Source organism: Dysgonomonas sp. Marseille-P4361 (assembly GCF_900343125.1).
Taxonomy (GTDB): Bacteria; Bacteroidota; Bacteroidia; order Bacteroidales; family Dysgonomonadaceae; genus Dysgonomonas.
Map to the genome: position 1 here is coordinate 111,823 of NZ_OPYL01000001.1, position 26,622 is coordinate 138,444.

23 protein-coding genes are annotated in these 26,622 nt (G+C 37.0%); 15 read left to right on the forward strand and 8 right to left on the reverse strand.

Annotation, left to right across the window (positions count from 1 at the left end; genetic code table 11):
* Window positions 1–52: 52 nt before the first annotated feature.
* The 4 genes from DHU68_RS00460 to DHU68_RS00475 all read right to left on the reverse strand — a co-directional run bounded on the left by DHU68_RS00460 (window position 53) and on the right by DHU68_RS00475 (window position 5,234).
* The gene (locus tag DHU68_RS00460; protein WP_108821009.1) at window positions 53–1,468 is read right to left on the reverse strand and encodes a tetratricopeptide repeat protein; all 1,416 of its coding nucleotides are present in this window, start codon (window positions 1,466–1,468) and stop codon (window positions 53–55) included.
* A gap of 254 nt (window positions 1,469–1,722) precedes the next feature.
* The gene (locus DHU68_RS00465) at window positions 1,723–3,417 is read right to left on the reverse strand and encodes a glutamine--tRNA ligase/YqeY domain fusion protein (RefSeq protein ID WP_108821010.1); all 1,695 of its coding nucleotides are present in this window, start codon (window positions 3,415–3,417) and stop codon (window positions 1,723–1,725) included.
* 27 nt (window positions 3,418–3,444) lie between these two features.
* Window positions 3,445–3,708: a hypothetical protein gene (locus tag DHU68_RS00470; protein ID WP_108821011.1), complete on the reverse strand. Its 264-nt coding sequence runs from the start codon at window positions 3,706–3,708 to the stop codon at window positions 3,445–3,447.
* Between the two features lie 173 nt (window positions 3,709–3,881).
* Window positions 3,882–5,234, reverse strand: a complete 1,353-nt coding sequence (locus tag DHU68_RS00475; protein ID WP_108821012.1) for a hypothetical protein — start codon at window positions 5,232–5,234, stop codon at window positions 3,882–3,884.
* Window positions 5,235–5,524: 290 nt separating this feature from the next.
* Here DHU68_RS00475 and galE point away from each other — a divergent pair, with 290 nt between their 5' ends.
* Window positions 5,525–6,559: a UDP-glucose 4-epimerase GalE gene (gene galE, locus DHU68_RS00480; protein WP_108821013.1), complete on the forward strand. Its 1,035-nt coding sequence runs from the start codon at window positions 5,525–5,527 to the stop codon at window positions 6,557–6,559.
* An 83-nt stretch (window positions 6,560–6,642) separates the two neighbouring features.
* Here the strand turns inward: galE and uvrB are convergent, their stop codons facing one another.
* The gene (gene uvrB, locus DHU68_RS00485; RefSeq protein ID WP_108821014.1) at window positions 6,643–8,655 is read right to left on the reverse strand and encodes an excinuclease ABC subunit UvrB; all 2,013 of its coding nucleotides are present in this window, start codon (window positions 8,653–8,655) and stop codon (window positions 6,643–6,645) included.
* 142 nt (window positions 8,656–8,797) lie between these two features.
* On the opposite strand from uvrB, the gene DHU68_RS00490 reads away from it, so the two are divergent.
* From DHU68_RS00490 to DHU68_RS00550, 13 genes are all read left to right on the forward strand, one after another.
* Window positions 8,798–9,532 carry a 1-acyl-sn-glycerol-3-phosphate acyltransferase gene (locus DHU68_RS00490; RefSeq protein WP_255412389.1) on the forward strand — a complete coding sequence of 245 codons (735 nt, stop codon included), beginning with the start codon at window positions 8,798–8,800 and terminating at the stop codon, window positions 9,530–9,532.
* A gap of 81 nt (window positions 9,533–9,613) precedes the next feature.
* A complete protein-coding gene (locus DHU68_RS00495; RefSeq protein ID WP_108821016.1) occupies window positions 9,614–11,380 on the forward strand; it encodes a LysM peptidoglycan-binding domain-containing protein in 1,767 nt (588 codons plus the stop codon).
* Window positions 11,374–12,069, forward strand: coding sequence for a porin family protein (locus DHU68_RS00500; RefSeq protein WP_108821017.1), 696 nt, complete (start codon window positions 11,374–11,376; stop codon window positions 12,067–12,069). The genes DHU68_RS00495 and DHU68_RS00500 overlap by 7 nt, the downstream gene beginning before the upstream one ends.
* Window positions 12,070–12,075: 6 nt before the next feature.
* The gene (locus DHU68_RS00505; protein WP_108821018.1) at window positions 12,076–12,759 is read left to right on the forward strand and encodes a hypothetical protein; all 684 of its coding nucleotides are present in this window, start codon (window positions 12,076–12,078) and stop codon (window positions 12,757–12,759) included.
* A 12-nt stretch (window positions 12,760–12,771) separates the two neighbouring features.
* Window positions 12,772–13,332 (forward strand): cob(I)yrinic acid a,c-diamide adenosyltransferase, encoded by a 561-nt coding sequence (locus DHU68_RS00510; protein WP_108821019.1) that lies wholly within the window; start codon window positions 12,772–12,774, stop codon window positions 13,330–13,332.
* A 68-nt stretch (window positions 13,333–13,400) separates the two neighbouring features.
* Complete coding sequence (locus DHU68_RS00515; RefSeq protein WP_108821020.1) at window positions 13,401–13,622, forward strand: DUF2795 domain-containing protein; 222 nt, start codon at window positions 13,401–13,403, stop codon at window positions 13,620–13,622.
* A gap of 234 nt (window positions 13,623–13,856) precedes the next feature.
* Window positions 13,857–14,315 carry a hypothetical protein gene (locus tag DHU68_RS00520; RefSeq protein ID WP_108821021.1) on the forward strand — a complete coding sequence of 153 codons (459 nt, stop codon included), beginning with the start codon at window positions 13,857–13,859 and terminating at the stop codon, window positions 14,313–14,315.
* Window positions 14,316–14,473: 158 nt separating this feature from the next.
* Window positions 14,474–14,833: a 50S ribosomal protein L19 gene (gene rplS / locus DHU68_RS00525; RefSeq protein ID WP_108821022.1), complete on the forward strand. Its 360-nt coding sequence runs from the start codon at window positions 14,474–14,476 to the stop codon at window positions 14,831–14,833.
* A 174-nt stretch (window positions 14,834–15,007) separates the two neighbouring features.
* Window positions 15,008–17,026 (forward strand): glycoside hydrolase domain-containing protein, encoded by a 2,019-nt coding sequence (locus DHU68_RS00530; RefSeq protein WP_108821023.1) that lies wholly within the window; start codon window positions 15,008–15,010, stop codon window positions 17,024–17,026.
* Window positions 17,027–17,040: 14 nt separating this feature from the next.
* On the forward strand, window positions 17,041–18,261 hold the full coding sequence (gene hflX, locus DHU68_RS00535) for a GTPase HflX (RefSeq protein ID WP_108821024.1): 1,221 nt from the start codon (window positions 17,041–17,043) through the stop codon (window positions 18,259–18,261).
* 6 nt (window positions 18,262–18,267) lie between these two features.
* A complete protein-coding gene (prmC, locus tag DHU68_RS00540) occupies window positions 18,268–19,104 on the forward strand; it encodes a peptide chain release factor N(5)-glutamine methyltransferase (protein WP_108821025.1) in 837 nt (278 codons plus the stop codon).
* Between the two features lie 14 nt (window positions 19,105–19,118).
* The gene (locus DHU68_RS00545; protein ID WP_108821026.1) at window positions 19,119–19,604 is read left to right on the forward strand and encodes a regulatory protein RecX; all 486 of its coding nucleotides are present in this window, start codon (window positions 19,119–19,121) and stop codon (window positions 19,602–19,604) included.
* Entirely contained in the window at window positions 19,585–20,274 is a 690-nt protein-coding gene (locus DHU68_RS00550) for a ComF family protein (RefSeq protein WP_108821027.1), read from the forward strand. Before DHU68_RS00545 ends, DHU68_RS00550 begins: the two co-directional genes overlap by 20 nt.
* Window positions 20,275–20,280: 6 nt before the next feature.
* Here the strand turns inward: DHU68_RS00550 and ygiD are convergent, their stop codons facing one another.
* Both ygiD and DHU68_RS00560 read right to left on the reverse strand, forming a co-directional pair.
* The gene (gene ygiD / locus DHU68_RS00555) at window positions 20,281–21,120 is read right to left on the reverse strand and encodes a 4,5-DOPA dioxygenase extradiol (RefSeq protein ID WP_108821028.1); all 840 of its coding nucleotides are present in this window, start codon (window positions 21,118–21,120) and stop codon (window positions 20,281–20,283) included.
* A gap of 183 nt (window positions 21,121–21,303) precedes the next feature.
* Window positions 21,304–22,122, reverse strand: coding sequence for a hypothetical protein (locus tag DHU68_RS00560; protein WP_108821029.1), 819 nt, complete (start codon window positions 22,120–22,122; stop codon window positions 21,304–21,306).
* Window positions 22,123–22,362: 240 nt separating this feature from the next.
* Here DHU68_RS00560 and hisS point away from each other — a divergent pair, with 240 nt between their 5' ends.
* Complete coding sequence (hisS, locus tag DHU68_RS00565) at window positions 22,363–23,718, forward strand: histidine--tRNA ligase (RefSeq protein WP_108821030.1); 1,356 nt, start codon at window positions 22,363–22,365, stop codon at window positions 23,716–23,718.
* Between the two features lie 77 nt (window positions 23,719–23,795).
* Here hisS and DHU68_RS00570 read toward each other — a convergent pair whose 3' ends face one another.
* Entirely contained in the window at window positions 23,796–26,525 is a 2,730-nt protein-coding gene (locus DHU68_RS00570) for a glycoside hydrolase family 78 protein (RefSeq protein WP_108821031.1), read from the reverse strand.
* Window positions 26,526–26,622: the final 97 nt, after the last annotated feature.

Here is a 26,622-nt window from a genome sequence, read left to right on the forward strand (position 1 = left end):
AACAAAGATACTCTTTTTTTGTTTGACGTAGCTTTGTTAATATTACTACTGATTAATACTTTAAATTTTTAAACAAGGTGCGTGTTTCTCTTGCTTTATTTAAGTAAGAAACGAGCATTTCACGATTAAAGTAACTAGGCGATTCGGGAATATAAATCAATTCGAACAAGGCATGTAATTCTTCATCCGAAAACTGATCTAATATTTCATTATATCGTTCTTTATCATCTACCTCGAAATACAACAAAGCCAAACGCTGTTTTACTTCCAGATTATGAGGATCTAACCTCAACAACTCTTCTGTATATGCTGCAGCTTCTCTATAGTTTTCTTTTTTAATACTAATTATAGCCAAGAGGTCTATCAGGCGAAAATTATCTTTATTCTCGGAATAGGCATTTAGCAAATGCTCTTCCGATTTATCATAGTCGCCCTCCTTAAAAGCTATTTCACCGGCTATAATATTAAAATCGATAGAATAAGGATCTACCAACAATCCGCTTTCGGTCATAGACGCTGCCTTACGAATATCTCCTTTTCGGAGATAGAGATAAGCCTCTTTTGCCAAGAATTCTTCTGTTTCACCTTCTATCCTTTTGTATTTATCTAAATAAGATAAGGCTTCATCATACATTTCCAACGTCTGATAGCATTCTGCCAACAAGAAAAAGATTGTTGTGTCCTCCGGAGTTACCCAAATCAACTCCTTGAATATCTCAATTGCTTCGTTAGTTCTGCCCACTAAAGACATACAATGAGCTTTCAGTTTCAGTATAATTGGGTCAGACTCGTTAATTGTCAGCGCAAAATCAAAAGCATCTATTGCATTTTCGTACTGTTCTTGCAGGGTATACAATTTTCCCAGATTAATCCATGCTTCATAAGAATATGGCTCTATATCGAGAATTTTATTTGTGGTCTCAATTGCTTTATCAAAATTACCTGCCATTTCGTAGGAATAGGCTAAATCAGATAAAACATCCATATTATCAGCATTGTACTTCAGGCTTTCTTCTAAAAAAGCTATTGCTTCTTTGTGGCAATCAGCCTCCACATGCAAGAAACCTAACTCAGCAAGCGAATTATCCAAAGATTCCTGATCTTCTTTTTCGAGAAGCTCTTTAGATAACGAATAAGCCTCAGGATACTCTCCTAATTGCAAATGACATTCGATCTTCAACAGATACAAATCGAAGTCATACTCAGTGATCGGAGCCAACAGACTTAACGCTCTATCATAGTCATCATCATAGACAGCCAGTTTCGCTTTCTTTACCACCAAAGGCAAGTTGTGAGGATGAATAGCTAAACCCTCATCTATGATTTCTTTCGCTGTATCAAGATCATCCAACGAATCGAAATAGTCTGCTAAATCACAGAATTCATCAGCATCGAAGTAGGGCGATCTTCCTTGCTCCTTTGCTTCTCTATATTTTTTTACAATAACTGTTATATCCTTTTCTGACATTTATCTATGACTTTTAACAAACAGATTACAAAGGTACTATTTTAAGAGTCAACATCATCAACCCATCGAGTAATGGTTAGAGAAAATAAAACTAATGCTTCAGCCATCGGGCTAATATTCATGTCTACAAATCGAACTTTATATTTAAGTTCTCAACTTCATCCGAATAAGATCTATAAAAACACATTGCGTCCTTCGCTTTGATACAAAAATCAATAAAGCGAAGAACGCAACTATATATATGAAATAAAAATTTATTTACCTTTTTCTTTCGACCACGAGTCTTTCAACGATACCGTTCTATTAAAAACCATATTGTCGTCTGTAGAATCCTGATCTACACAGAAATAACCAATACGCTGAAACTGGAATTTATCTCCTACTTTAGCTTCTTTCAGATAAGATTCCATTTTACAACCTTTAAGCACTTTCAACGAATCCGGATTTAAAAGCTCCCTGAAATCTCGCTCATCGTCTGCCGGATTTTCGACCATAAACAAACGATCATACAAGCGAACTTCAGCATCGAAGCAACCTTCTGTCGACACCCAGTGAATAGTTCCTTTTACTTTGCGCCCACTTTCTGGCATACCGCTTTTGGTCATTGGGTCATATTCGGCATAAACCTCAACTACATTACCTTCTGCATCTTTTTTACATCCGGTACAGTTTACGATATAAGCATTTTTAAGACGAACCTCACGTCCCGGAGTTAAACGGAAATATTTCTTAGGTGCATCTTCCATAAAGTCGTCTCTCTCAATATACAATTCGCGAGAGAAAACAATATCATGATTTCCAGAATTTTCATCTTCAGGATTATTTTGAGCTGACATTATCTCTGTCTTTCCTTCAGGGTAATTTGTTATTACCAACTTAACAGGATCAAGCACTGCAGACACACGAGTTGCTTTTTTATTCAGATCTTCTCTAATAGCATACTCAAACAAACCGATGTCGTTTACACCATCATATTTTGTATAACCGATTTTATCCATCAATATACGGATTGATTCCGGCGTATATCCTCTTCTACGAAGACCTCTTAATGTAGGCATACGTGGGTCGTCCCATCCCGTAAGAATATTTTCTTCAACCATAGCTCTCAAGTTACGTTTACTTAACAATGTATACGTAAATTGCAGTTTATTGAATTCATATTGATGCGGACGGTAATCGTCTGTCGCCAATTGCTCTATAAACCAGTCGTAAAGAGGACGGTGAGGCACAAACTCTAATGTACAAAGAGAATGAGTCACCCCTTCGAAGTAGTCGCATTGTCCATGAGCAAAATCATACATCGGATAAGTGTTCCATTTAGTTCCTGTTCTATGGTGTGGTCTCTTAATGATACGATAAATAATCGGGTCACGGAAGTGCATGTTCGATGCTGCCATATCTATTTTGGCACGCAACACCATGCTACCTTCTTCCAAAACACCTTCGTTCATCTTTTGGAACAATTCGAGACTTTCTCCAATTGGTCGATCGCGATATGGGCTATTTTGTCCTGGTTGAGTAGGTGTACCTTTTTGCTTAGCAATCTCTTCTGCCGATTGCTCATCAATATAAGCTTTCCCCTCTTTTATCAGTTGAACGGCAAAGTCCCATAATTGAGGGAAGTAGTCAGATGCATAATATACATTCTCCCAATTATACCCCAACCATTTGATGTCATCCATAATAGAATCTACATATTCTACCTCTTCTTTTACAGGGTTCGTATCGTCGAATCGTAGATTACATGTTCCTCCATATTGCTGTGCAATACCAAAATCGATACAAATAGCTTTAGCATGACCAATGTGTAAATATCCATTTGGTTCAGGAGGAAAACGAGTCTGGACGCGGCTATCATTTTTCCCTTCGCTCAGGTCGTTTTCTACTATAGCCTCTATGAAATTGAGACTTTTCTTCGATTCTTCCGGATTCATATTGTTCTCAGACATGATTCAGATATAATTAGTTCTTTGTTTTTATTCCTTATTTGAAGTTTCTTTAAGCATTTGCTCCGAGTATATTTTATAAAAATCCAGATACTTTTCTGTCTCTTTATAACGAGCAATAATCTCTTGTGCTTCTTTATATACTTCTTCTGCTTTTTCCAGCTCCTGCTCTTTTATATATTCTAAAGACTGAATGTTTAACGCTGCTGCTTCTTTGGCATCACTTTCGAGTGATGAACATGAAGACAATAAAACAGTAAATAATGTGATGGTCAAAAAGGCCAATTTCTTCATAAAACATTAATAAGGCTACAAAGATATGATTTTTTAATCAGTAAAATATACAGTAACTAACCTATTTAATAGGTGGCTTGTGCTAATAAATTCTCGAATAAGAGTTTTATTAGCACAAGTATTTATTAGTCTACAGTTACAAAAAGATATTTACACTATATTATAATCATATCTTACCAGGATGAAGGGTTAAACTTTGGAATAGCCCAAACCACTCCTTTATCGATCTTTGCAGTAATATTATAGTAAGAACTCCCATTATTAATAGGACAATTCATCACACTCTCTATTACAACTGCATCTCCAAACACCTTAACCCCAATATTACAGATATCCATCTCATCAGAAAAGTAGCTTCCTGCAACAAACACCAAATTAGGACTATTCTCCCCAGGTATAGGAACAAATGTTTTATCAATAGTTCCACTCCATTTTATTTGCTTTTTATACCATTGTATCGTAATTCCCAAATCGGCTAATTGCTCTTTGGTATATCCTGCTAATTCCGTTATCGAGAATGTGTACTCAGGCTGATTCCATTCAGCAGGAGACATAGTGTATTTAGCAGACTCATCGGTAGGACATTGAAATGTACTCACCTCTACTGATTTTGATACTGAAGAACAATCATTCGAAACAGTAAGCTTTAAAGTTCCATTACTAGAAATCTTATGTGTAAATATTTCATCAGAAAAAACAGTCGTACCAGAGCTTGTTATAAACTCCCATTTATACTGAGGGCTGGAAGCATCAGTCGGTTTAAAAGATGGAGTAAAGCTTACAACCTTATTTTGAGAAAATTTAAAGTCCGGCTTATTCAAACTATTATTTATCGTTGCTTGCTCAACAGGTATACATCGAGATGTAACGGTCAGTGTTCGCGCTTCTGATTCTGCTTCAGAACATTTATTATAAACCTTAACTGACAACTTCTTGTCATTATGAGTTATATTAATAGGAAGCTCAATCCAACTGAGATTACTTCGTCCTGAAAACGAAACTCCATCTAGGAACCATTCATATTCAATATTTGCATCATCCAAATCAAAAGGAGCTGTTATTGTTGCATTCAATGTAGCTTCATCTCCGTCTAGGAAAGAAAGTCCTGCATTTGCAATTTCCACAGTTTTCAGTTCAAAGCAACATGGTTCAGGAATGCGAACCCAATAAAAATCAGGAGTCCAGACATGCACTCCCTTGCATAATTTAACTCTATAATCCTCATGCACATTATAAACTGTTAGACCTACATGCCCTCTCTTCTCTTCTTCGGAAAGATTATCATCGTCCAATATTGGCGACATCAACGATGGATATTCCAAAGCAACCCTTGGAAGAAGCAACCCTTTGGTAGCGTTTACTCCCTGCTTATGGTTCTCCTTCAATTCCAACAGGGCACCCTCGTTTACGGGACCAGATGTACCTATTACTACTTGAGAACTCACTTTTTGCCAACCCAGATTACACAATACAAAAAAGGCTACAAATACTAGTTTATTTCTAAACTTACCATTAAAATGAATCATTTTGAAAGTTTCGTTACGTTTTTACAAAATATTGACAGGAGTTTTTCAATTTTACAGCCGAAAATCCCACACCACTCTTACAAAAAGACAAAATTAGATTATTTTATTTACAATAAACACTTTTTAACAGGAGGAAAATATAAAAATCATTAAAATAGTAAACTAAACAACTATATACACTGTCGGTTTTCTACATGTTTCATTAGCACAGATAAAACAAAAGGACAAAGAACTAGGCTCTTTATCCATGTATTTTGTATCTTTGTATCTTAATTTTAAAACTCTAATAGATGAAAGGGAAAATACTTGTTACCGGTGGAACGGGATATATAGGATCTCACACCGTTGTAGAATTGCAAAATGCAGGATACACAGTTGTTGTTATTGACAATTTATCAAATTCGACTACTGACTCTATCGATGGTATAGAACGCATAACAGGTATCAGACCTGAGTTTATAGAATTGGACTGTAACGATCTGGAAGGACTAAGAAAACTATTCCAAAAACATTCAGACATTAAAGGGATAATTCATTTTGCAGCAAGTAAAGCTGTAGGAGAATCTGTTCAAAAACCATTGCTTTATTACAGAAATAATCTAAATTCGCTGATCAATCTATTGGATTTAATGCCTGAATTTGGCACTGAAAACATCGTATTTTCTTCTTCATGCACGGTATATGGAGAACCTGACCAAAACCCGATTGACGAGACAGCCCCGATAAAACCGGCAGAATCCCCTTATGGAAACACTAAACAGATCAACGAAGAGATTATCCGCGATACTGTGCGCTCAGGCTCACCAATCAAAAGCATCATCCTTCGATACTTCAACCCGGTAGGAGCTCATCCAACAGCCGAAATTGGAGAACTTCCAAACGGTGTTCCTCAAAACCTTGTTCCTTTCATCACTCAAACTGCGATCGGAATTCGCGAACAACTGAGTGTATTTGGAAACGATTACGATACACCTGACGGATCGTGTATTCGCGACTTCATCAACGTTGTTGACCTAGCGAAAGCTCACGTAATTGCTATCGACCGCATGCTAGGGAATAAATCGGAAGACAAAGTTGAAATTTTCAACCTAGGCACAGGAAAAGGTGTTTCAGTTCTTGAACTTATTAATGTTTTTGAAAAAGTATCAGGGACAAAACTTAATTACAAAATAGTTGGTCGTCGCGAAGGTGATATTGAAAAAATATGGGCAGACCCAAAACATGCTAATACTGTATTAGGATGGACTGCAAAAGAAAACATTGAGGACACTATGGCCTCGGCATGGAAATGGCAATTAAGATTGAGAGAAAAAGGGATTATGTAATTTTTCCTTTTCGTAAAATATAAGTAATAGAAAAAAAGCCGACTACTCTTCACTGTCGGCTTTTTTCATATTTAATATTATAGCTATTTGCTCTTCAACTCATCTTCCAACCTGAGCATCTGATCACGATACTGAGCAGCCTCAAGAAACTCTAGCTTTTTAGCAGCCTCATGCATCTGCTTCTTAGCTTTTGCTATCGCTTTTTTCAAGTCCTCCTTACTCATATATTTAACCTCATCCTCTGATGCAATAGCCATCGTTGCCTCCTGAGTATATGCTTTTGCCGTAGTTTCATTTTCCTTATTCGCATTAAATACAGAAGCTCTCGCTTTTACAATCTGCTGCGGCACTATACCATGCTCTTCATTGTATGCCATTTGCTTTTCTCTACGACGATTAGTCTCATCAATCGTTTTACGCATACTATCAGTCATTTTATCAGCATAGAAGATAACTTTACCATTTACATTCCGAGCAGCACGCCCAACAGTCTGAGTAAGTGAACGATGCGACCGCAAGAAGCCTTCCTTATCAGCATCTAGTATAGCGACCAAAGACACTTCCGGCAAATCTAACCCCTCACGAAGCAAGTTAACACCAACCAGTACATCAAATTCTCCCGCACGCAAATCATCCATTATCTGCACGCGATCTAAAGTATCAACATCCGAGTGAATATAACTACACTTTACTCCATTATTCGATAAATAAGTCGTCAACTCTTCGGCCATACGCTTAGTCAATGTAGTTACCAATGTCCGTTCATTATTTTCTACCCGAATTTGTATCTCCTCCATCAAATCATCTATCTGATTCAAACTAGGACGAACATCAATAGGCGGATCAAGTAAGCCTGTAGGACGGATAAGCTGTTCTACAACAACCCCCTCCGACCTGATCAGCTCATAATCAGCAGGAGTTGCACTTACATATATAGTTTGAGGTACAAGCGATTCAAATTCTTCAAACTTCAAAGGTCTATTATCTAATGCAGCAGGCAACCGGAATCCATATTCCACAAGATTCTCTTTACGGGAATGATCTCCTCCATACATAGCCCGTATTTGAGGAATGGTAACATGACTTTCATCTATTACCATCATAAAATCGTCAGGGAAGAAATCCAATAAGCAGAAGGGGCGTGTTCCCGGTTTTCGATTATCAAAGTACCGAGAATAATTTTCTATCCCCGAGCAATGCCCTATTTCGCGTATCATTTCCAAATCATAAGTTACACGCTCATAAAGACGTTTAGCTTCCAATGGTTTACCTATCGACTGAAAGAAGTCAACCTGACGGCCAAGATCAATTTCTATTTCGGCTATCGCTCTTACCATTCTATCTTTTGTTGTTACAAAAAGATTTGCCGGATAGATCCTAAATTCGTCATACACTCCTGTCCGTACGGCACTTATAGGATCAAGACACTCTATGCTTTCTATTTCATCGCCCCAAAACACGACTCGAACGATGGGATCTCCATAAGCAAGAAAGACATCTACTGTATCTCCCTTCACTCTGAAATTACCTGCTTTGGGATCAACCTCGTTCCGAGAATACAAAGCACTTACCAAAGAACGGAGAAACACATCGCGCACCAATCGCTGCCCTACATGGAGAGAAATAGTCGAACTTTCAAAATCTTCGGGATTCCCCATTCCATACAGACATGATACCGAAGATACTACAATTACATCTCTTCTTCCTGACAGTAATGACGTAGTTGTAGCAAGACGCAACTTTTCTATTTCATCATTAATAGACAGATCTTTCTCTATGTATGTGTTTGTAGAAGGGATATAAGCTTCGGGCTGATAATAATCATAGTAAGACACAAAATACTCGACAGCATTGTCCGGAAAAAAAGTCTTAAACTCGCTATACAACTGAGCTGCCAATGTTTTATTATGACTTAAAACCAAAGTCGGTTTATTTACGTTTTGAATAACATTGGCTACCGTAAACGTCTTTCCCGATCCGGTCACACCCAGAAGTGTTTGCGCAGGAATATTTTGAATTATACCCTCTGACAAAGCGGCTATCGCAGCCGGCTGATCACCAGTAGGTTTAAAATTTGAAGATAACTTAAATTCCATTCTATATTTTGAGCTTTGCTACATCAAAGATACGAAGAAATATGGACATATATTTAACAGTAAGAGCTATTAACTATACAACCAGAAAATGATTTACAATTAAAAAATGTATTTTTGTGAAGCAAAACCATTTGTCATGATTATGAAGAAAGTTTTTTTCTTTTTATACGAAGTTTTCATTTTTGCCCCTATTTTCATTGTGGCAACGATAATTACAGCTAGTATGGTTATGCTGGGTTGTCTTTTTAGCAAAAAAGACTTTTGGAGATACACTCCCCCTAGATACTGGTCTAAACTGGCGTGCTATCTTGCTCTGAGCAGAATAAAAGTTGTAAAAAAAGGTAAGATCGACCGCAACCAATCCTATGTTTTCATTGCCAACCATCAGGGAGCTTACGACATATTCCTTATCTATGGATTCTTAGGGCAAAATATAAAATGGATGCAGAAACAAGAATTAAGAAGAATTCCATTTGTAGGAAAAGCATCTGAAATTGCAGGACATATATATGTAGATCAATCTAGTTTACGATCTATGATTGCATCTATAGACAAGGCTAAACTTGAACTTGTAGAAGGAGCTTCTGTTACAATATTTCCGGAAGGAGCCAGAACCTATACCGGCAAAATGGATAGCTTCAAGAAAGGTGCTTTTGTAATTGCAAAACAAATGGGACTCCCTATTGTTCCGATTACCGTAAATGGACCATACGACATAATGAAAATACATACACACCTTATACATTTAGGTAAGAAACTTGAACTTGTTATCCACGAACCTATACCGGCAGAAGAAGTGGTAAACGGAAATCTAAATGACTTAATGAATAAATGTCACGACATTGTATCATCCGGATTGTGGGACAAATATAAATAATAAAGGCTATTAACATCTTAAGAGCTTAAAACAATATCTTTTTTGTATTTTTGTCGCATTACTCTATAACACATATTTAAAATGAGAATAAAGAATCTATTTTTCATAACACTCTTCATCTTATCATTGGGAACAAGCAATGTTCTGGCCAAGGATACAGAGATAGTGAACAAAACTACCATAATTCCTCTAGAAGCAAACGATGACATTATCACTCATACCGTCAGCCAAGGCGAAACCGTATATTCAATTGCAGCAGCTTATCAAACTACTGTTCAGGAGATATACAGATTAAACCCTAAGGCTGAGAAAGGCATTAAAGCTGGACAGAAATTAAAAATACCGAAAGTTACGCTTGTTGTATCCGGATACAGCAGCCATCTAATTGAGCCAAAAGAGACACTCTATTCAGTGGCCAGAATGTATAAAATTTCGGAAAAAGACATAAAAGATGCAAACCCAGGATTGAGCGAATCAAACTTCAGATCGGGACAAAAAATAAAAATACCTCAATTCAAAAATCCGAATCTGGTTCCGGAAAAAACAACCTACCCTAGCAATGTAACAAATAGTTATCTTGTACAAAAAGGAGAAACGCTTTACAGCATAAGTAAAAAGAATAATATTTCTGTAGATGATCTTATCAATGCAAACGCTCAATTAAAGGATAGCGGGCTGAAAGAAGGAATGACAATCGTTATTCCTAACAACAATCTTCCTGCAAATACAGGCAACCCACTAATCACATCAACCTTTACTGAAGCCCCTTATGCTTCAAAAGGAGAACTGGTAAAAGTAGGAGTTCTGCTCCCATTCTTAGATAAGAAAGGTAGCGTATCAAAAGAAAAATTAGCCGAATACTACGAAGGCTTCCTTCTTGCAGTAAAACAACTAAAAGACAAGGGTCTAAACGCAGAGATATACACTTTTGATATAGGCGCAGAAAAAAACACAAAGAAACTGGAAAGCCTTCTAGGTACTACAGAGATGAACAATCTTCACCTTATCATTGGAGGAGTTTCGAAACAACAAATAGATGTTCTAGCTAAATTCTCGAATAAAAAAGGAATAAAATACATAATGCCGTTCGGCTCTTCTAACGAAATAGACGCGAACCCTAACCTATTCCAAATCACTTCTTCACATTCAAGCTTATATCCTGAGATTGTTGAAGCTTTTGCTCAACAGAACAAGAATCATAACATAATATTCGTATCAGAGGCTGGCTCTAACAACAATGAGTCTAAGTTTGTAGAGGCTCTGAAAAAAGAGTTATCCTCATCGGGAATCCTGTTCAAAACAACAGCCAGCACAAGCAATTTAACAAGTGATATCAATAAAGTTTTAGACCCATCTAAAAAGAATATCCTAGTACCTACGTCTTCTTCAGAGCTTACTTTAAGAAGAATTATTTCTGCTATACCCGAAATAGACAAGGAAATCTCTCTATTCGGTTACCCAGAGTGGCAAATATACACTCAACACCAAGCAGCATTACATAAATATGATACACATATATTCAGTATCTATTTTGTGGACGAGCATCAACGAGATGTACAGAATCTACTGGAAGAATATAAGGTATGGTACAACAAACCTTTAATTAATTCATTCCCTAAATACGCTTATCTCGGATACGATGCCGGATTATTTTTCTTAACTGCTTTAAATAAATACGGGAGCAACTTCGAAAATCAAGCCAACAAGATTCAGGTACCTACTATCCAATCAGCAATCCATTTCGAGAAAAACTCTGATAAAGGAGGCTACATAAACAAAGGGATATACTTTGTTAATTACAAAACAAATTCTGACATCGAAAAAATAGACATTAGCAATAAATGGTAAAAAGATGTTTATATAGTTTGCTCTTCATCCTATTTGCTATAACAGTAAAAGGACAAGACAATAAATTCAAGCCGGAATGGAATGTAGGGATTGGCTTTGGACCAACATTCTCTTCTATGAGTTTCGAAACAGGGATAAATGTCAATTCATTATCCACAAAAAATCTCCAGCAATATGCCGGAGGAATAGCTATTCGCTACATCACCGAAAAGAACTTAGGTCTTATAGCTGAGCTAAACTATAGTCAGCAAGGATGGGCTCAAAACTTCAAGGAAGAGCCCCAGTATGCCCATTCCCATAAATTGGACTATTTCGAAATCCCTGTACTCACCCATATCTACTTCGGAAACAAAGTGAGATTTATATTCAATCTTGGACCCAAGCTAAGCTTTCTGCTAAGTGACAGTGAAGAAATAAACGAAGCTTTAGAAAATTATCTAGCCAGTGGCACTTTCCCTGAATACAGACCTAGCTATCAGTACTATCACATGGCTGAACGAAAAATAGATTATGGAATTATGGCAGGAATGGGAATTGAGATAAGAACCGGAATCGGGTCTTTCGCCCTTGAAGGCAGGTATTCTTTCGGGCTTGGAGACATCTACAATAACTCTAAAGCTGATTACTTTACACGTTCGGCAAACCGTGTTATTTCTGCAAAACTTACTTATTACGTTAAGCTATTCTAAAACAATATGCCACGCATATATAAACTGACGAAAGCAGGAATAAAAATATTATATAAAGTACGTCACCATCGGGGTCATGGCATACACTCTCCTTTTGTCTTTAACCTTATAACTAAGGTTATAGAAGAGAAAACACCCTACCATGCATATGAAGACATTGAAGCGTGCATAGAAAACACGTTTCATAAAAGCAGACAATTAAATAAAACGAATAAATTACTCTTCAAGCTGACAAACTATTTTGGTGCACAAAGAATACTCGAAATAGGAGCCGGAATGGGTATTAACTCTTTATGCCTTACTGCATCGTCTAAAAATATTAAGTGTATTTCTGTAGAGACAACTAAACAAAAATACCTAGAAGCAAAAAAACTCTACCAACAATGGAATAGAGATATAACCTTAATCACGGAAGGGCTTCCTCAACTAACAGAAAAACAAGACTGTATATTTATAAATCTTACCGAATTAAATAATTATCCTACTGAATTAAACCAATACCTTTTAAATCTGTCTTATGATAAAACCTTCATAATAGTGAAAGGTATTCGAACAAACAGACGGCATCAGATGTTATGGAGAGAAATCAAAGAAATAGAATCTCGCACTGCTGCACTAGATTTGTTCAACATAGGGATTGTTTTTTTTGATCCGGCACTATATAGATGGGATTATAAAATCAGTTTTTAGAAGAATAACGAAATGAAAAAAAGTTCAATTTACACAAAAACAGGAGATAAAGGCATGACCTCTCTAGTAGGGGGGAAACGTGTAGCAAAAGCACATGTAAGGCTGGATGCCTATGGTACAACCGATGAACTCAACTCTTTCGTTGGATCATTGATTGAGAAGATAGAAGACGAACACGACCTAGAAATACTATCTTATATACAACATAAGCTCTTCACAGTAGGATCATATCTGGCTACCGAAACAGAAGCTATTCCACCAAAAGCAGCGAGTATTATAACAGACAAAGATATAACTCTCCTTGAAAGTGAAATGGATAAAATAGACAGTACCCTACCTCCATTAAGACAATTCGTTCTGCCCGGAGGAAGCGAGTCTGCGGCAAGGGCTCATATATGCAGAACTGTCTGTCGCAGAACAGAACGCTGCATTTATCGTGTAAAAGAAGAATTCCCTGTTGATGATCTGATACTTATGTTTGTAAATAGGCTATCTGACTACTTTTTCTTACTGGCAAGAAAGGAATGCAACAAGCAAGGAAAAGAAATATTTTGGAATCAGGCTTTGATATAAGAAATATTATTCTATTTTTGCGAAAACATAAAACGAATTTAACAGATAATTAATTAAACTAAAATACTATGTACTGGACTTTAGAACTAGCATCAAAACTGGAAGATGCACCATGGCCTGCAACAAAAGAGGAGTTGATTGATTATGCGCAACGCTCTGGCGCTCCTCTTGAAGTAATCGAAAATCTTCAGGAGTTAGAAGACGATGAAGAAGTTTTTGACACAATTGAAGACATTTGGCCAGACTACCCTAGCAAAGAAGACTTCTTCTTTAACGAAGACGAGTATTAGTATCAAAAAGACTTAAAAATCCTCAAAGTAAGGCTTATACAAAGGAGATTAGGGTAACAAATAATACTCTAATCTCTTTTTTACACCCTTTTTTCACTATGTTTGTTACCCTAAACGCATCCCTTTTAGATATTTAGCCTTATATAAACGATAAAACGAATCACTCTGGAAACACAAAAATTCAGTCATATAAGAGGAGGAAAAGCATTGGAAATTATTCTTATTATTGTACTAATGGCCGTATCTGCCCTTGCTATTTTCCTTATCATCGAAGACAATGTCTCCTTTTGGTCGGCAGTATCTATGATTTTGGCTTTGGGAATATTTATTTGGTTAGCCAACAAGTGCTACAAACCTACTTTTACAGATATATACTTTTCTGAAACAGGCATAGTCAGCAAAACAAACTTTGAATCAGAAGAATTAAGCTTGAATGATATAAAAGGGATCTATTTCCTTCGAGTCCCATACAAAAACGCTAAAATAGAGACCTACTCTCCCTCTAACCTACCGCCTAAAGACTCTCTGATAGTGATTGGCAATATTAAATACTTCGATGGAGCGCATTTTTTTGGATTATTAGGTTCGGGAAGTATTCTACACGACTCCTTCTCTAAAGGCTATACAAGTATACAGTACAGAAAAAAGCTCGATCCTGTATTAGATTATTATTACAAGAAGATAAGATCATAGAATAAGATCTCTATAACAGAACATTATTCATAAATTTTAGAGAGTTAAGCTCTTGTATATTTTAGAAATATACCTATCTTTGCATCCGCTTAGCGTAATCTCTGACGAGAGAGACTCGTGTATATTGCGTATATTAACAATAAAACCATCATAGAATCATGGATTTAATTAAAGTTGCAGAAGCTGCATTCGCTACAGGAAAAGAGCACCCAAGCTTCAAAAGTGGTGACACTGTTACTGTTGCTTACCGTATCAAAGAGGGTAACAAAGAACGTGTACAGTTATACCGTGGTGTTGTTATCAAAATCGCTGGTCATGGCGACAAAAAACGTTTTACAGTACGTAAAATGTCTGACAACATCGGAGTTGAAAGAATTTTCCCTATCGAATCACCATTCATCGACAGTATTGTTGTGAACAAAGTAGGTAAAGTACGTCGTGCTAAACTTTATTACCTTCGTAGCCTTACAGGTAAGAAAGCCAGAATCAAAGAAAAAAGAGTTAACACTAAAGCTTAATCTTTTTTCGACGTTGTACGAAAAGATACAGAAAAGCCTGCATAAGCAGGCTTTTCTTGTTTTAATCAGACGTCTATCTATTTTTTCTGAATGATTCGTCTTTTACATTAAAAACAGAAGAAATTCTTGTTATCTTTAGCTTTTCGTTTTTCATACTACTGTAACCCTGACATTATGAATAAAATAAAGTTCCTTTTACTATTAGTTAGTTCATTATTATTCACCAATTTAGCCACTCTATTTGCCCAAAAGAACAGAGAGCTTGTAAAACCATTCGTCGGCACTGCAGGCGACAACGGACAAGTAGATCCTGCCGCTTGTGTACCCTACGGCATGATACGTATTGCTCCTGATTCTGATCCCAGAACACATGTTGGTTACGACTATGAGGTAACTAAAATATCTGGTTTTTCGATCAATCGCATCTCGGGAATCGGCTGTAGTGGTGCAGGAGGAAACTTAAGTATAAAGCCAGCTTTGAAAGAAACAGATATAAGCATTGATAAAAGCTACGAACTTGCATCTCCGGGATATTATACCGCATTGCTTGACAATACTATAAAAACTGAGTTTACTGCAACAAGTAACGTAGCCTTTGAGGTCTTTCATTACCCAATATGGAAGGATGCATTTATGTATATTAATTTTGCATCTTCTTTTACCAAAGTTATTGATGTAAAATATGACGTTATTTCCGACAACGAAATTCAAGGATATGTCCATGCCGGAAATACCTGCGACCATGGAGCATATAAACTCTTTTTTAATATAAGAACAAACAAAACATTTACAGTAAAAACAAAAGGCGAACAAGATGTAGAATTATCATTCAGCACAACAGAAATTAAACCTGTTGAAGTTAGAATAGCAGTATCTCCTATCGACTACGAAGCTGCTAGAATGGAAAACGAGAATGTCAAACTCTTAACATTCGAGCAAGTAAAAAAACAAGCTGAATCCGCTTGGGATAATATACTATCAAGAGTGGAAACGAAAGGAGGAACAGAAGAAGATCGTATTTTATTTTACACGTCTCTATACAGAGTATTCCTTAGCCCGGCAAATGTTACATCTCCGGATGGTCGTTTTTTGGCTACAGATGGGAATGTTTACCCAAAAGAAGATTTCGATTATTACAGCTCTTGGTCTATGTGGGACAGCTACCGCACAAAATTTCCATTAATAACTCTACTGGACACAAAAAGAATGCGAGATATCTCTAACTCTCTATGCAATCTGTTTATATACGGAAAGAGGGACTGGGCGACAGATTTCGAATCTACTCCAACTGTTCGCACAGAGCATACAATCGCAGTTTTGTTAGATGCACAAAACAAAGGCATCCCTACTATCAAGTTAGAAAAGGCTTATGAAGGGATGAAAAAAGAGATGGAAAGCCTTCCTACAGAACGTCCCGATCAGGTTCTTGAAACAAGTATCGACTGGTGGGCAATGGCTAAAATTGCTGAAATATTAGGAAAAACGGATGATGCTAAACTGTATAGTGAGAAATCAAAAAATGCATTTATAGAAACATGGAATAAAGACTTTAAGAATGTAGATGAATCATTCACTAAAATGAAAGGCAGCGGTCTTTATCAAGGAACACGCTGGCAATACCGATGGGCTCTGCCTCAATACCTAGACTACATGACAGAAAGCCTTGGTAAAGAAAAAATCATAGAAGAACTGGACTATTACTTCACAAACAACCTTTTCAATCAGAGCAACGAAGTAGGTCTACATGCTCCATTCATTTACAATAGATTGGGAGAGTATGAAAAAGCCCAGAAGCATGTGAGAAGAATAGTGAAAGAAGATCTGGAACACAGATATGGAGGCAATGCCGAATACCCTCAGCCATATGTTGGCAAACCTTTCAAGGCTGCATTCAAAGGTTTCATGCCCGAAATGGACGAGGATGACGGCACAATGGGAGCTTGGTACGTTTTCACTGCTATGGGATTATATCCTCTTGTAGTGGGAGAACCTTGGTATGAAATAACTTCTCCGTTTTTTGATGAAATAACCATAAAACTAGATAACGGAAAGAAGTTTACAATCAAAACGAAAAATAGAAAATCACCTGATGCTATTATCAAGCAGGCTAGGTTTAACAAGAATATACTGACAGATTTCAGAATTAACCACAACGACATAATGAAAGGTGGCACACTGGAACTAGAGTATTAAGTATAATATACTATATGAAAGATTTTGTAATATCTGAATCAAAAAATAAAGAAGCCGTTCTTGTGGGACTTATTACACAAGAACAAAACGAAGAACAAGTAAAAGAATACTTGGACGAGCTTGCTTTCCTTGCCGAAACAGCAGGAATTGCTCCCGGTAAGAAGTTTACTCAGAAACTAGATAAGCCTAACCCTGTTACTTTTGTAGGAACAGGAAAATTACAAGAGATAAAGCAATACATGGAAGATAACGAACTAGACCTCGTTATTTTCGATGATGAGCTTTCTCCTAAACAGATCAGAAATATTGAAAAAGAACTACAAGTAAAGATTCTGGATAGAACCAGTTTAATTCTAGACATCTTTGCAATGCGTGCCCAAACTGCCTATGCTAAAACTCAGGTAGAGTTGGCTCAATATCAATATGTATTACCTCGACTTACCCGTTTATGGACTCACTTAGACCGTCAGCGAGGAGGGGGAGCAATGATGCGTGGCGTAGGGGAAACTCAGCTAGAAACTGACCGTCGTATTGTTACCGACAAAATAGCGAAGCTAAAAGAAGATTTAAAGGGTATAGACAAACAAATGGCCTCGCAACGAAAGAATAGAGGCAAGATGGTTCGTGTAGCTCTGGTAGGATATACTAATGTAGGAAAATCGACATTGATGAACCTCCTTAGTAAATCGGAAGTCTTTGCCGAAAACAAGCTTTTCGCTACGCTGGACACCACTGTACGCAAGGTCATAATCGACAACCTACCATTCCTGCTATCTGATACTGTAGGATTTATCAGAAAGCTACCAACAAACCTTGTTGAATCGTTCAAATCAACATTGGATGAAGTACGTGAGGCTGATCTGCTACTGCATGTAGTGGATATCTCTCATCCTAACTTTGAGGAACAGATAGAGATTGTAAATAAAACGTTGTTGGAAATTGACAAAGAAGAAAAACCTACAATTCTTATCTTTAACAAGGCTGATGCCTTCACCTACAAACCGAAAGACGAAGACGACCTGACCCCTAGGACAAAGGAAAATGTCTCTCTTGACGAGTTGAAGCAATCGTGGATGAACAAGATGCACGATGATTGTATCTTCATTTCAGCTAAACAAAAAATGAATATTGATGAATTGAAAAGTATGCTCTATGAAAGAGTAAAAGCAATTCACATCGCGCGTTATCCTTACAACGATTTCTTGTTTCAAAAGTACGAGGAAGATGTAGAGTAAAATAAGATGCAACAAGCAATAGCATACATAAAAGAATCTTTAAAAACGTATTATCCCGAAAGTGAAATTTCGGGATTTATACGTATTATAATAGAACATCTCACAAAACAATCCTACCCGCTTGCTTTGATCTATGATAAAGATTTAACTCCAGATCAAACAGAGCATCTGTCATTTATTCTGAAACGATTAAAGAGATATGAACCCATCCAATACATTCTAGAAGAAACGGAGTTTTTCGGACTACCATTCTTTGTAAATGAAGGAGTATTGATTCCCAGACCCGAAACCGAAGAACTAGTTGAGATCATTCTGAACGAAAATCAAAAATCGGAATTAAACATTCTCGATATAGGTACTGGAAGCGGAGCTATTGCGATTGCCTTAGCTAAGTATATGAACAAAGTATCATTATCTGCATGGGATTTTTCGCAGAAGGCACTGGATGTAGCGATCACAAATGCAAAGACCAATGAGATTAGAATTGACTTTAGATTAGTAGATGTGCTTAAAGAGTACCCAAAAGATCAAAAATTTGATATCATTGTAAGTAATCCGCCCTATATAGAAGAAAAAGAGAAAGGTGCAATGGAACAGAATGTGTTGGCTTACGAACCTCATTCGGCGTTATTCGTTCCCGACAATGAAGCCTTATTATTCTATGAGCGGATAGCTGATATTGCGCTCGATCTCCTTTCTGAAAAGGGAAAACTTTATTTCGAGATCAATCAGGAAAAAGGGACAGAAACTGTACAAATGTTAAAGCAAAAAGGCTTTGTCAATATTGTACTCCTGCAAGACCTAAACAAGAATGACCGGATGGTAAGAGCCACTCGTCTTTAAAACAGATTAATAACATGAAACTCTCAGAACCACAAGCGCTAAATAGAATCGCAGGCTATTGTTCCAGAGCGGAACGATGCGAATACGATGTGCGTAAAAAGCTAGTTTCCTGGGAGCTGTCAGGCGAAGAGATTGAACGTATTGTGAAACGATTGAAGCAAGAACGTTTCTTGGATGATTCTCGTTTTGTTAAGAGTTTTATAAACGACAAACTAAAATTCAACAAATGGGGAAAAACAAAGATTATTTTCGAACTACGTAAACGAAACATACAAGAATCTATCTACTCTCCTATTTTCGACGAAGTGTCTGGTGACGAGTTTGAGAAACAATTGATGCATATTCTCTCTATCAAAGCAAAGTCGGTCAAGGGTAAAAATGATTATGAGAAGAAAACCAAACTGATCCGTTTCGCTTTAGGTCGTGGTTTTTCTATGGATTTAGTGATCAAGTGTGTTGACAAACTACTGGGAGGAGACTATGAGGAATATATTACATGACTTCTTCGGACTATTTTTCCCCGACTTATGCCCAGTCTGTAGAACAAGGTTGAGCGAAGGCGAACAGTATATCTGTACAGATTGCCTATTACTTCTGCCTAAAACAAATTTCCACTTGCAACCAGAAAATCGTCTGGAACAATTCTTCGCAGGACGTATCCCATTCCAACGCATAGCTGCATATGCTTACTTCATAAAGGATGGCAGTATCCAGCAGATTATACACGAGTTAAAATACAATCATAACCCAAAGATTGGTCATTTTATAGGACAACTTAGTGGAGAGAACATAAAAGGGAGCGAGTTTATTTCAGCTATTGATGTACTTGTACCCGTTCCTCTGCATCCTAAAAGAGAAAAAGAAAGAGGATATAATCAGTCTTACGAGATATGTAAAGGCATATCAGAAACGACAGGCATACCGGTAGATAATACTACTTTGATAAGGGCTGTTAATAATCCTTCGCAAACAAAAAACTCTCGTTTCGACCGCTGGAAGAATGTAGAGAATATTTTCACGATCACCGATCCAAGCATCTTTCAAAACAAGCATATCCTGCTGATAGATGATGTGATAACGACCGGATCTACTCTGGAATCGTGTGCAAAAGAAGTTCTAAAATGTGAGAATAGTAAAGTTAGTATCTTTGCTGTTGGTACTGCTAATTAGAGTCCTTTATTCATTGTTACTGATAATGAAAGAAGTCATACTTAATGACCCCGCAATTACTTTATCGTTAAAAAACTGAACAGTTTCATTCTGCTTTTTTAAGCCTAAAATGTATAACATCGGAATATAATGCTCTAATGTTGGAATCGCTAACTTTGCGCTTTTGTGCAACGAATCGAAAGAAGTTAGCGCTTTATAATTATTGTCTACTATTTGTTTTTTCTGGATCATATTAATTTCAAAAGCCCAATCATAACCATGTTCTTGATTGAAATCATTTTCTTTTATATTCAGTAGTCTGAGGTTATGTATCATATTCCCACTACCTATGACAAGAACTCCTTTGGATCGAAGGAATGATAGTTGTTTTCCCAAATCGTAGTGCCAGGAAGTATCTTTGAAATGATCTAAACTTATTTGTATAACGGGTATATTAGCCCCTGGATACAGATGCTTGAGGACCGACCATGTTCCATGATCTAAGCCCCATTCATCCGACTCTTTTATATGATAGTCTGTAACATTATCAGTTATTTCTCTAGCAAGACTCGGATCTCCTGGAGCAAGATATTCTTGCATATATAATTCCTTGGGGAAACCATAAAAATCGTGTATTGTCTTTGGTGAAAGCTCCCCTGTAACATATGTGCCTCGTGTTTCCCAATGAGCAGATATACAGACAACAGCAACAGGCTTAGGCAATCCTTTACTAACATTTCTCCAAGTGTTTGTAAACTCGTTTTCTTCTAAAGCATTCATAGGACTTCCATGCCCGATAAACATACATGGCATTATATCAGTAGATGCAAGGGAGAAAGATTGTCTATATAAATTATCTAGAGTCATATTAAATAAAAATTATCTGTAAAACCAAAAACAATATTTTTTTTAGAATGAAACGTCTAATTTGACATTTTGTTCATTTCGAGCATGAAGCCTTTTTATCTGGCAAAGATCTCAAAATTAGCTTATAAGCAGCTATAGGAACTACTAATCAAGACTTACTTCTCGCAATAAATAGTTGCACATCTACAAAGACACAGAATCATCCCCTATAAACCACTCAATATCATACACTCCTAAATACTCTTCTGGGATCTTATTTATTTTCAGAGTATCGTTATTTATATATTTTACAAAGCCCGTTTGTTGTTCATCCCACCATATATGGGAGATATATTCCAGCTCATCTACATCAAAACCATTCCATTTGTATTTATACAATTCTGCTGTAGATCCAGAATGTCCATATGTTACCCCTCTAATCAGTTTATTATCCGGATCGAAAGTAGGATTCATAAATTCATATTCAGATGTAAATGAGCCATCGCCTTTCAACAGATATACTTTATGAACATTCCTTCTGCAACAGCCATTACCCGGGTACCACATCACATCATAGTCCTTAAGACCATCTCCATTTATATCCATAATAGTATCACCAACGTAAGACATCAATGTCTGCACATAGTAGGTCTCAGGGGATAGTATTACTTGCTCGAAAGCATCTCCTTTCAATAGAAAAACATTTGTGGAAGCAATAATCTCACTCTCACATTCAACAAGTAAGTGCTTATGATTTTCTGAGAAGAGAAAACCATATTGTAATTTAACTTGTAAATCAGGACGAATGTAATCCATATTTAAAGAGTCCGGAAAAAGATATTCTGCTGAATAAAAATCTCTCTCTTTCATTTTCCCTACTTTCTTAACAGCATCTTCCAACGCCTTCATCACAAAGAGGCTGTCTGAATTTGCAATATCAGATAACAGCTGATCCTTCGTTGATTTCGGTGAATTACACGAGAATAACAGCAGAGAAGCAATCGCTATAATTAGTTTATTCATACAAATGAGAGTTATTGATTCTATAAAGATATATATTTAATACACTCATATCCTTTTATTTATTATTTATCTATACTGAAATGATAGGTATATAAATAAGAAAAGAAGAATCTGTCACCTTTGTTACTTTTTAGTTAAAATAGAGAAGAGGTATAGACACAAATTGTCTATTATTTTCTGTTGCCTCTTGGCTGAATATTTCTACCTTTGCAGTCTAGTAAAAATTTGAATTATAAGACTATGTCACAACCATCAATTCCTAAAGGGACAAGAGACTTTTCGCCGGAAGAAATGGCGAAACGAAATTATATTTTTGATACCATTCGCGAAGTGTATAAACTATATGGATTTCGTCAGATAGAAACTCCGGCTATGGAAAATCTATCTACCTTGATGGGCAAATACGGAGAAGAAGGAGACAAACTTCTGTTCAAAATATTAAATTCGGGCGATTACCTGAAAGGAATTTCGGATGAAGAGATTTTGGAAAGAAATACCAATCGTTTGGCAACCAAAATCAGCGAAAAAGGGCTTCGTTACGACCTTACCGTACCTTTTGCGCGCTATGTTGTAATGCATCGTAATGAAATCACATTTCCATTTAGACGCTATCAGATACAACCCGTATGGAGAGCCGATCGTCCTCAAAAAGGTCGTTACCGTGAATTTTTCCAATGCGATGCTGACATTGTAGGCTCTGACTCTTTACTAAACGAAGTTGAACTTCTACAAATTATAGATGAAGTATTTGGACGCTTCGGTATTCGCGTATGCATCAAGCTGAACAATCGCAAAATTCTTTCGGGAATCGCAGAGATTATCGGTGAAGCTGAAAAAATTGTGGATATCACTGTCGCTATCGACAAGTTGGATAAAATTGGTTTAGAGAAAGTAAACGAGGAGCTGGCTTCGAAAGGCATTTCGAAACAAGCTATTGATCTGCTTCAACCTATCATCCTTCTTCAAGGATCGAACGAAGAAAAGATAGAAACCCTAAAAACTGTACTCAAAGCATCGGAAAAAGGTCTTGAAGGGGTTACCGAACTAGAATTTATCCTCAACAAACTAAAAGTAGTAGACATCAAATCTGAATTGGAATTAGACCTAACTCTTGCCAGAGGATTGAATTATTATACTGGAGCAATTATAGAAGTAAAAGCATTGGATGTGCAAATAGGAAGCATCACTGGTGGAGGTCGCTATGACAACCTAACCGGGATATTTGGAATGCCAGGAGTCTCTGGAGTAGGAATTTCATTCGGAGCAGACCGTATATTCGATGTGCTAAATCAATTAGATTTATACCCGAAAGATTCTATCCAAAATACAAAAGTGCTTTTCGTAAACTTTGGAGAAAAAGAAGAAGAGTATATCCTGCCTCTCATAGCTAAGATGCGTAGAGAAAACATCTCAGCCGAGATATATCCGGAAGCTGCAAAGATGAAGAAACAAATGTCATATGCTAACTCTAACAACATCCCTTTTGTTGCGATTGTAGGAGAAAATGAAATGGCTGAACAAAAACTTACTTTAAAGAATATGGTGTCGGGAGAGCAAAAACTCTTGACAATAAATGAGTGTATAGCTGAACTATAAAACACTCTACAGATATTTAAATAGGAGATACTTAAAATATAAGTATCTCCTATTTCTTTCATTAAAACTCCCCTCGCTTATTCCGACTGAAGAGTATATTTTCCTGAGCCAAGCTTTACTGTTAATACATTGTCTACCTCATTTACAGAATGTACTCCAGGCTGATCGGTAGCAAGTTTAACTTTAAACTTAGAAGGCAATTTGACCGTTGCAGTAGTATTTACAGGAATAGTTATACTCCACGACAATTTATCACCATCTCGTTTCCAAGAGCTTTCAATCCTTCCATATGGAGAATCATAATGCGCATTTACATGATTAAGCTTTTCGGGGAAAACAGGTTCCATCAGAATCTTTTTGAAACCGACAGAAGAAGGATCATTCTTTATTCCTGCTAAATCTTCATAGAACCAGATAAGTAAATCTCCCAAAAGCATTACATGATTTCTTGAGTTCATAGCAGGATCGGCGGTATCTCCATTCCAAAGTTCCCAAATTGTAGTTGCTCCGTTCTTGATCATATATCCCCATGAAGGGTAAGTCTCGTTTGTTGCTATTTTGTAAGCAAGTTCTAAGTTACCGTGTTCTGTAAGTCCTCTCATAAGATGTTGAATACCCAAAACACCCGCACTAACATGTCCTTTGCAATCTCCTTCCGTTTTCTCTACAATATTAGCAAAGACCTTTTCTTCGTATCCGTCAGGAACCAGCCCCAGTTGAAGTGACAGCATATTTGCCGTTACGGTATTGTTATCATATTGAGCGGTTTCCGCATTGAAGTATTTCTTATTATACTCTTCTTTCATTGTTGCTGCTATACTTGCAAATTCTTTTGCATCCTCTGGATAGCCATTCATATTAGCAAATTTCTCCATCAGTTGCAGGATACTATAAAATACAGTTGTTCCCAATACCGGTCCTGCTGTCTTACGGGATGGATCTACCGAGTGAATTAATTCCGGTGATTCTGGAGGCATACACCAATCTCCATAAGTATCACGAGGCATCACTCCATCAACCATATAATTGTCTACCATATGATTTACCCAACGTTTCATTGTAGGATACCTTTTCTTGATTGAAGTATCATCTCCAAACTGCTGATATAACATATCTGCGACATAGAAATAGGCTGCTGGCCAAGTTACATCATCATGCCAGATAGTCCAATATCGAGGAGAGACTACAGATATACTGCCATTCTCATTCATTGACTCTTCGATATCTACTAACCATTTATTATAAAGTAATGCATTGTCAAAAATAAAACTTTCCCCATAAGCACCTGTAGTACGGTCTCCTAACCACCCTAGACGCTCATCTCTTTGAGGACAATCGGTAGGCATACCTCTGTAATTACCTCGAATACCCCAGTATGCATTTTTATGAATCTTGTTAAGAACTTCCTCTGAACTTTCAAAGGATCCAATCGTAGACATTTCATCATAAACAACCTTACCGACAAAATCAGCAACAGTTGGTTCTTTCTCTAAGCCTGAGATTTCTATAAAACGGAAACCATGATATACAAACAATGGTTCCCATGTGAATTGTCCGTCTTTAGCAGGAGTATACACATCTGTAACAAGAGCTCCACGCATATTATCTAAATATAATTCAGTACCATTATCTTTCAACACCTCAGCAAAGCGCATTGATATTGGCTGGTCTTTCTTCCCATACAGTTTCACTTGCTGAAGACCAACCATATTCTGCCCCATATCTACAATATATCGTCCCTCGCCTACCGACTTTACAGATAAAGGTTTTATCTCTTCCATCACTTTCAGACTTGGCGATAATTGAGCGGTAAGCTTACCTTTAGGAGCTTCCATTATTTCAGCCTTTTGCCAAGTTGAGGCATCGTACCCCTTTTCTGTCCAGCTTCCTAACTCTAGGCGGGCATCGTATTTTTCGCCATCAAATTCATTATTTTCTGTTATAGGTCCTTTGTTTGTTGCCATCCACGACTCGTCACTAACGATTGTAGTCGTTTCTCCATTATCATATTCTATGTTTAATTGAGCTAAAAGACGAGGTAGACCAAAGCCCTCCATCCCTCGTTCACGCATAGTTAGATAACGTCCGTTTCCTAATGCAACACCGATGGCATTTTCCCCTTTATTTACCAGGGATGTTACATCATATGTTAAATAAGGAGCAGAAGCATCATACCAAGTAGGAAGCGGACCAAACACATCGTTTCCTACAGTTTTACCATTGATATAACATGTAGAAGACCCTAAACCAGACACATAGAGTGTTGCTCGTATAGGTTTCGCTTCAGACTTAAATTCTTTTCGAAGATAGCGTGCAGGAAGAATTGTTCTATTATCTACAACTTTCAGATTTTCGTTATCATTCAAACCAATCCATTTCGCTTTCCAATCCAAATCATTTAGTAAAGCCATAGACCAGTACTGAACATCACTTTTGCCTTCATCGCCAGTATTTGTCCATACGGAAACACGCCAATAATATTTTTGTCCAGATTTAAGGTCAGGGCCATCATAGCTTAAAAGTATAGATTTATCGGACTGAACTTTACCTGAGTTCCAAACTAAAGAGACTCCTTCTTTCAAGTCCTTTTCTGAAGAGGCAACCTCAATCTGATAAGCTGTTTGAACTACATCAGTTTTATTGCTCGTTAATTTCCAAGAGAATCTTGGATGCAAAGAAGAAACACCTTCAGGGTTCACATACATTTCAGTTCGTACATCTGTTAAGTTGATTGCTTTTTCGGTAGAAACAGAGCATCCACTGATTATTAAAATCAGGAGGAATAAGACAATTGTTTTCTTTAGCATAGTATTAAATATTTAGTTACATAAAAGGAAGGCGGGCATTATCTCATAAAAATAGAAAGAATATTTGAATCAAGGAGCAAATGCAACTGTTTTATTT

Excerpts from the sequence above, each read along its gene's own strand:
- DHU68_RS00505 (WP_108821018.1), top strand. The coding sequence starts at position 12,076 with ATGCCACGCATATATAAACTGACGAAAGCAGGAATAAAAATATTATAT.
- hisS (WP_108821030.1), top strand. The coding sequence starts at position 22,363 with ATGTCACAACCATCAATTCCTAAAGGGACAAGAGACTTTTCGCCGGAA.
- DHU68_RS00560 (WP_108821029.1), bottom strand. The coding sequence starts at position 22,122 with ATGAATAAACTAATTATAGCGATTGCTTCTCTGCTGTTATTCTCGTGT.
- hflX (WP_108821024.1), top strand. The coding sequence starts at position 17,041 with ATGAAAGATTTTGTAATATCTGAATCAAAAAATAAAGAAGCCGTTCTT.
- ygiD (WP_108821028.1), bottom strand. The coding sequence starts at position 21,120 with ATGACTCTAGATAATTTATATAGACAATCTTTCTCCCTTGCATCTACT.
- DHU68_RS00520 (WP_108821021.1), top strand. The coding sequence starts at position 13,857 with ATGGCCGTATCTGCCCTTGCTATTTTCCTTATCATCGAAGACAATGTC.
- uvrB (WP_108821014.1), bottom strand. The coding sequence starts at position 8,655 with ATGGAATTTAAGTTATCTTCAAATTTTAAACCTACTGGTGATCAGCCG.
- DHU68_RS00470 (WP_108821011.1), bottom strand. The coding sequence starts at position 3,708 with ATGAAGAAATTGGCCTTTTTGACCATCACATTATTTACTGTTTTATTG.
- DHU68_RS00500 (WP_108821017.1), top strand. The coding sequence starts at position 11,374 with ATGGTAAAAAGATGTTTATATAGTTTGCTCTTCATCCTATTTGCTATA.
- DHU68_RS00530 (WP_108821023.1), top strand. The coding sequence starts at position 15,008 with ATGAATAAAATAAAGTTCCTTTTACTATTAGTTAGTTCATTATTATTC.
- DHU68_RS00465 (WP_108821010.1), bottom strand. The coding sequence starts at position 3,417 with ATGTCTGAGAACAATATGAATCCGGAAGAATCGAAGAAAAGTCTCAAT.
- DHU68_RS00460 (WP_108821009.1), bottom strand. The coding sequence starts at position 1,468 with ATGTCAGAAAAGGATATAACAGTTATTGTAAAAAAATATAGAGAAGCA.
- DHU68_RS00495 (WP_108821016.1), top strand. The coding sequence starts at position 9,614 with ATGAGAATAAAGAATCTATTTTTCATAACACTCTTCATCTTATCATTG.
- DHU68_RS00550 (WP_108821027.1), top strand. The coding sequence starts at position 19,585 with ATGAGGAATATATTACATGACTTCTTCGGACTATTTTTCCCCGACTTA.
- DHU68_RS00490 (WP_255412389.1), top strand. The coding sequence starts at position 8,798 with ATGAAGAAAGTTTTTTTCTTTTTATACGAAGTTTTCATTTTTGCCCCT.
- rplS (WP_108821022.1), top strand. The coding sequence starts at position 14,474 with ATGGATTTAATTAAAGTTGCAGAAGCTGCATTCGCTACAGGAAAAGAG.
- prmC (WP_108821025.1), top strand. The coding sequence starts at position 18,268 with ATGCAACAAGCAATAGCATACATAAAAGAATCTTTAAAAACGTATTAT.
- DHU68_RS00515 (WP_108821020.1), top strand. The coding sequence starts at position 13,401 with ATGTACTGGACTTTAGAACTAGCATCAAAACTGGAAGATGCACCATGG.
- galE (WP_108821013.1), top strand. The coding sequence starts at position 5,525 with ATGAAAGGGAAAATACTTGTTACCGGTGGAACGGGATATATAGGATCT.
- DHU68_RS00570 (WP_108821031.1), bottom strand. The coding sequence starts at position 26,525 with ATGCTAAAGAAAACAATTGTCTTATTCCTCCTGATTTTAATAATCAGT.
- DHU68_RS00475 (WP_108821012.1), bottom strand. The coding sequence starts at position 5,234 with ATGATTCATTTTAATGGTAAGTTTAGAAATAAACTAGTATTTGTAGCC.
- DHU68_RS00510 (WP_108821019.1), top strand. The coding sequence starts at position 12,772 with ATGAAAAAAAGTTCAATTTACACAAAAACAGGAGATAAAGGCATGACC.
- DHU68_RS00545 (WP_108821026.1), top strand. The coding sequence starts at position 19,119 with ATGAAACTCTCAGAACCACAAGCGCTAAATAGAATCGCAGGCTATTGT.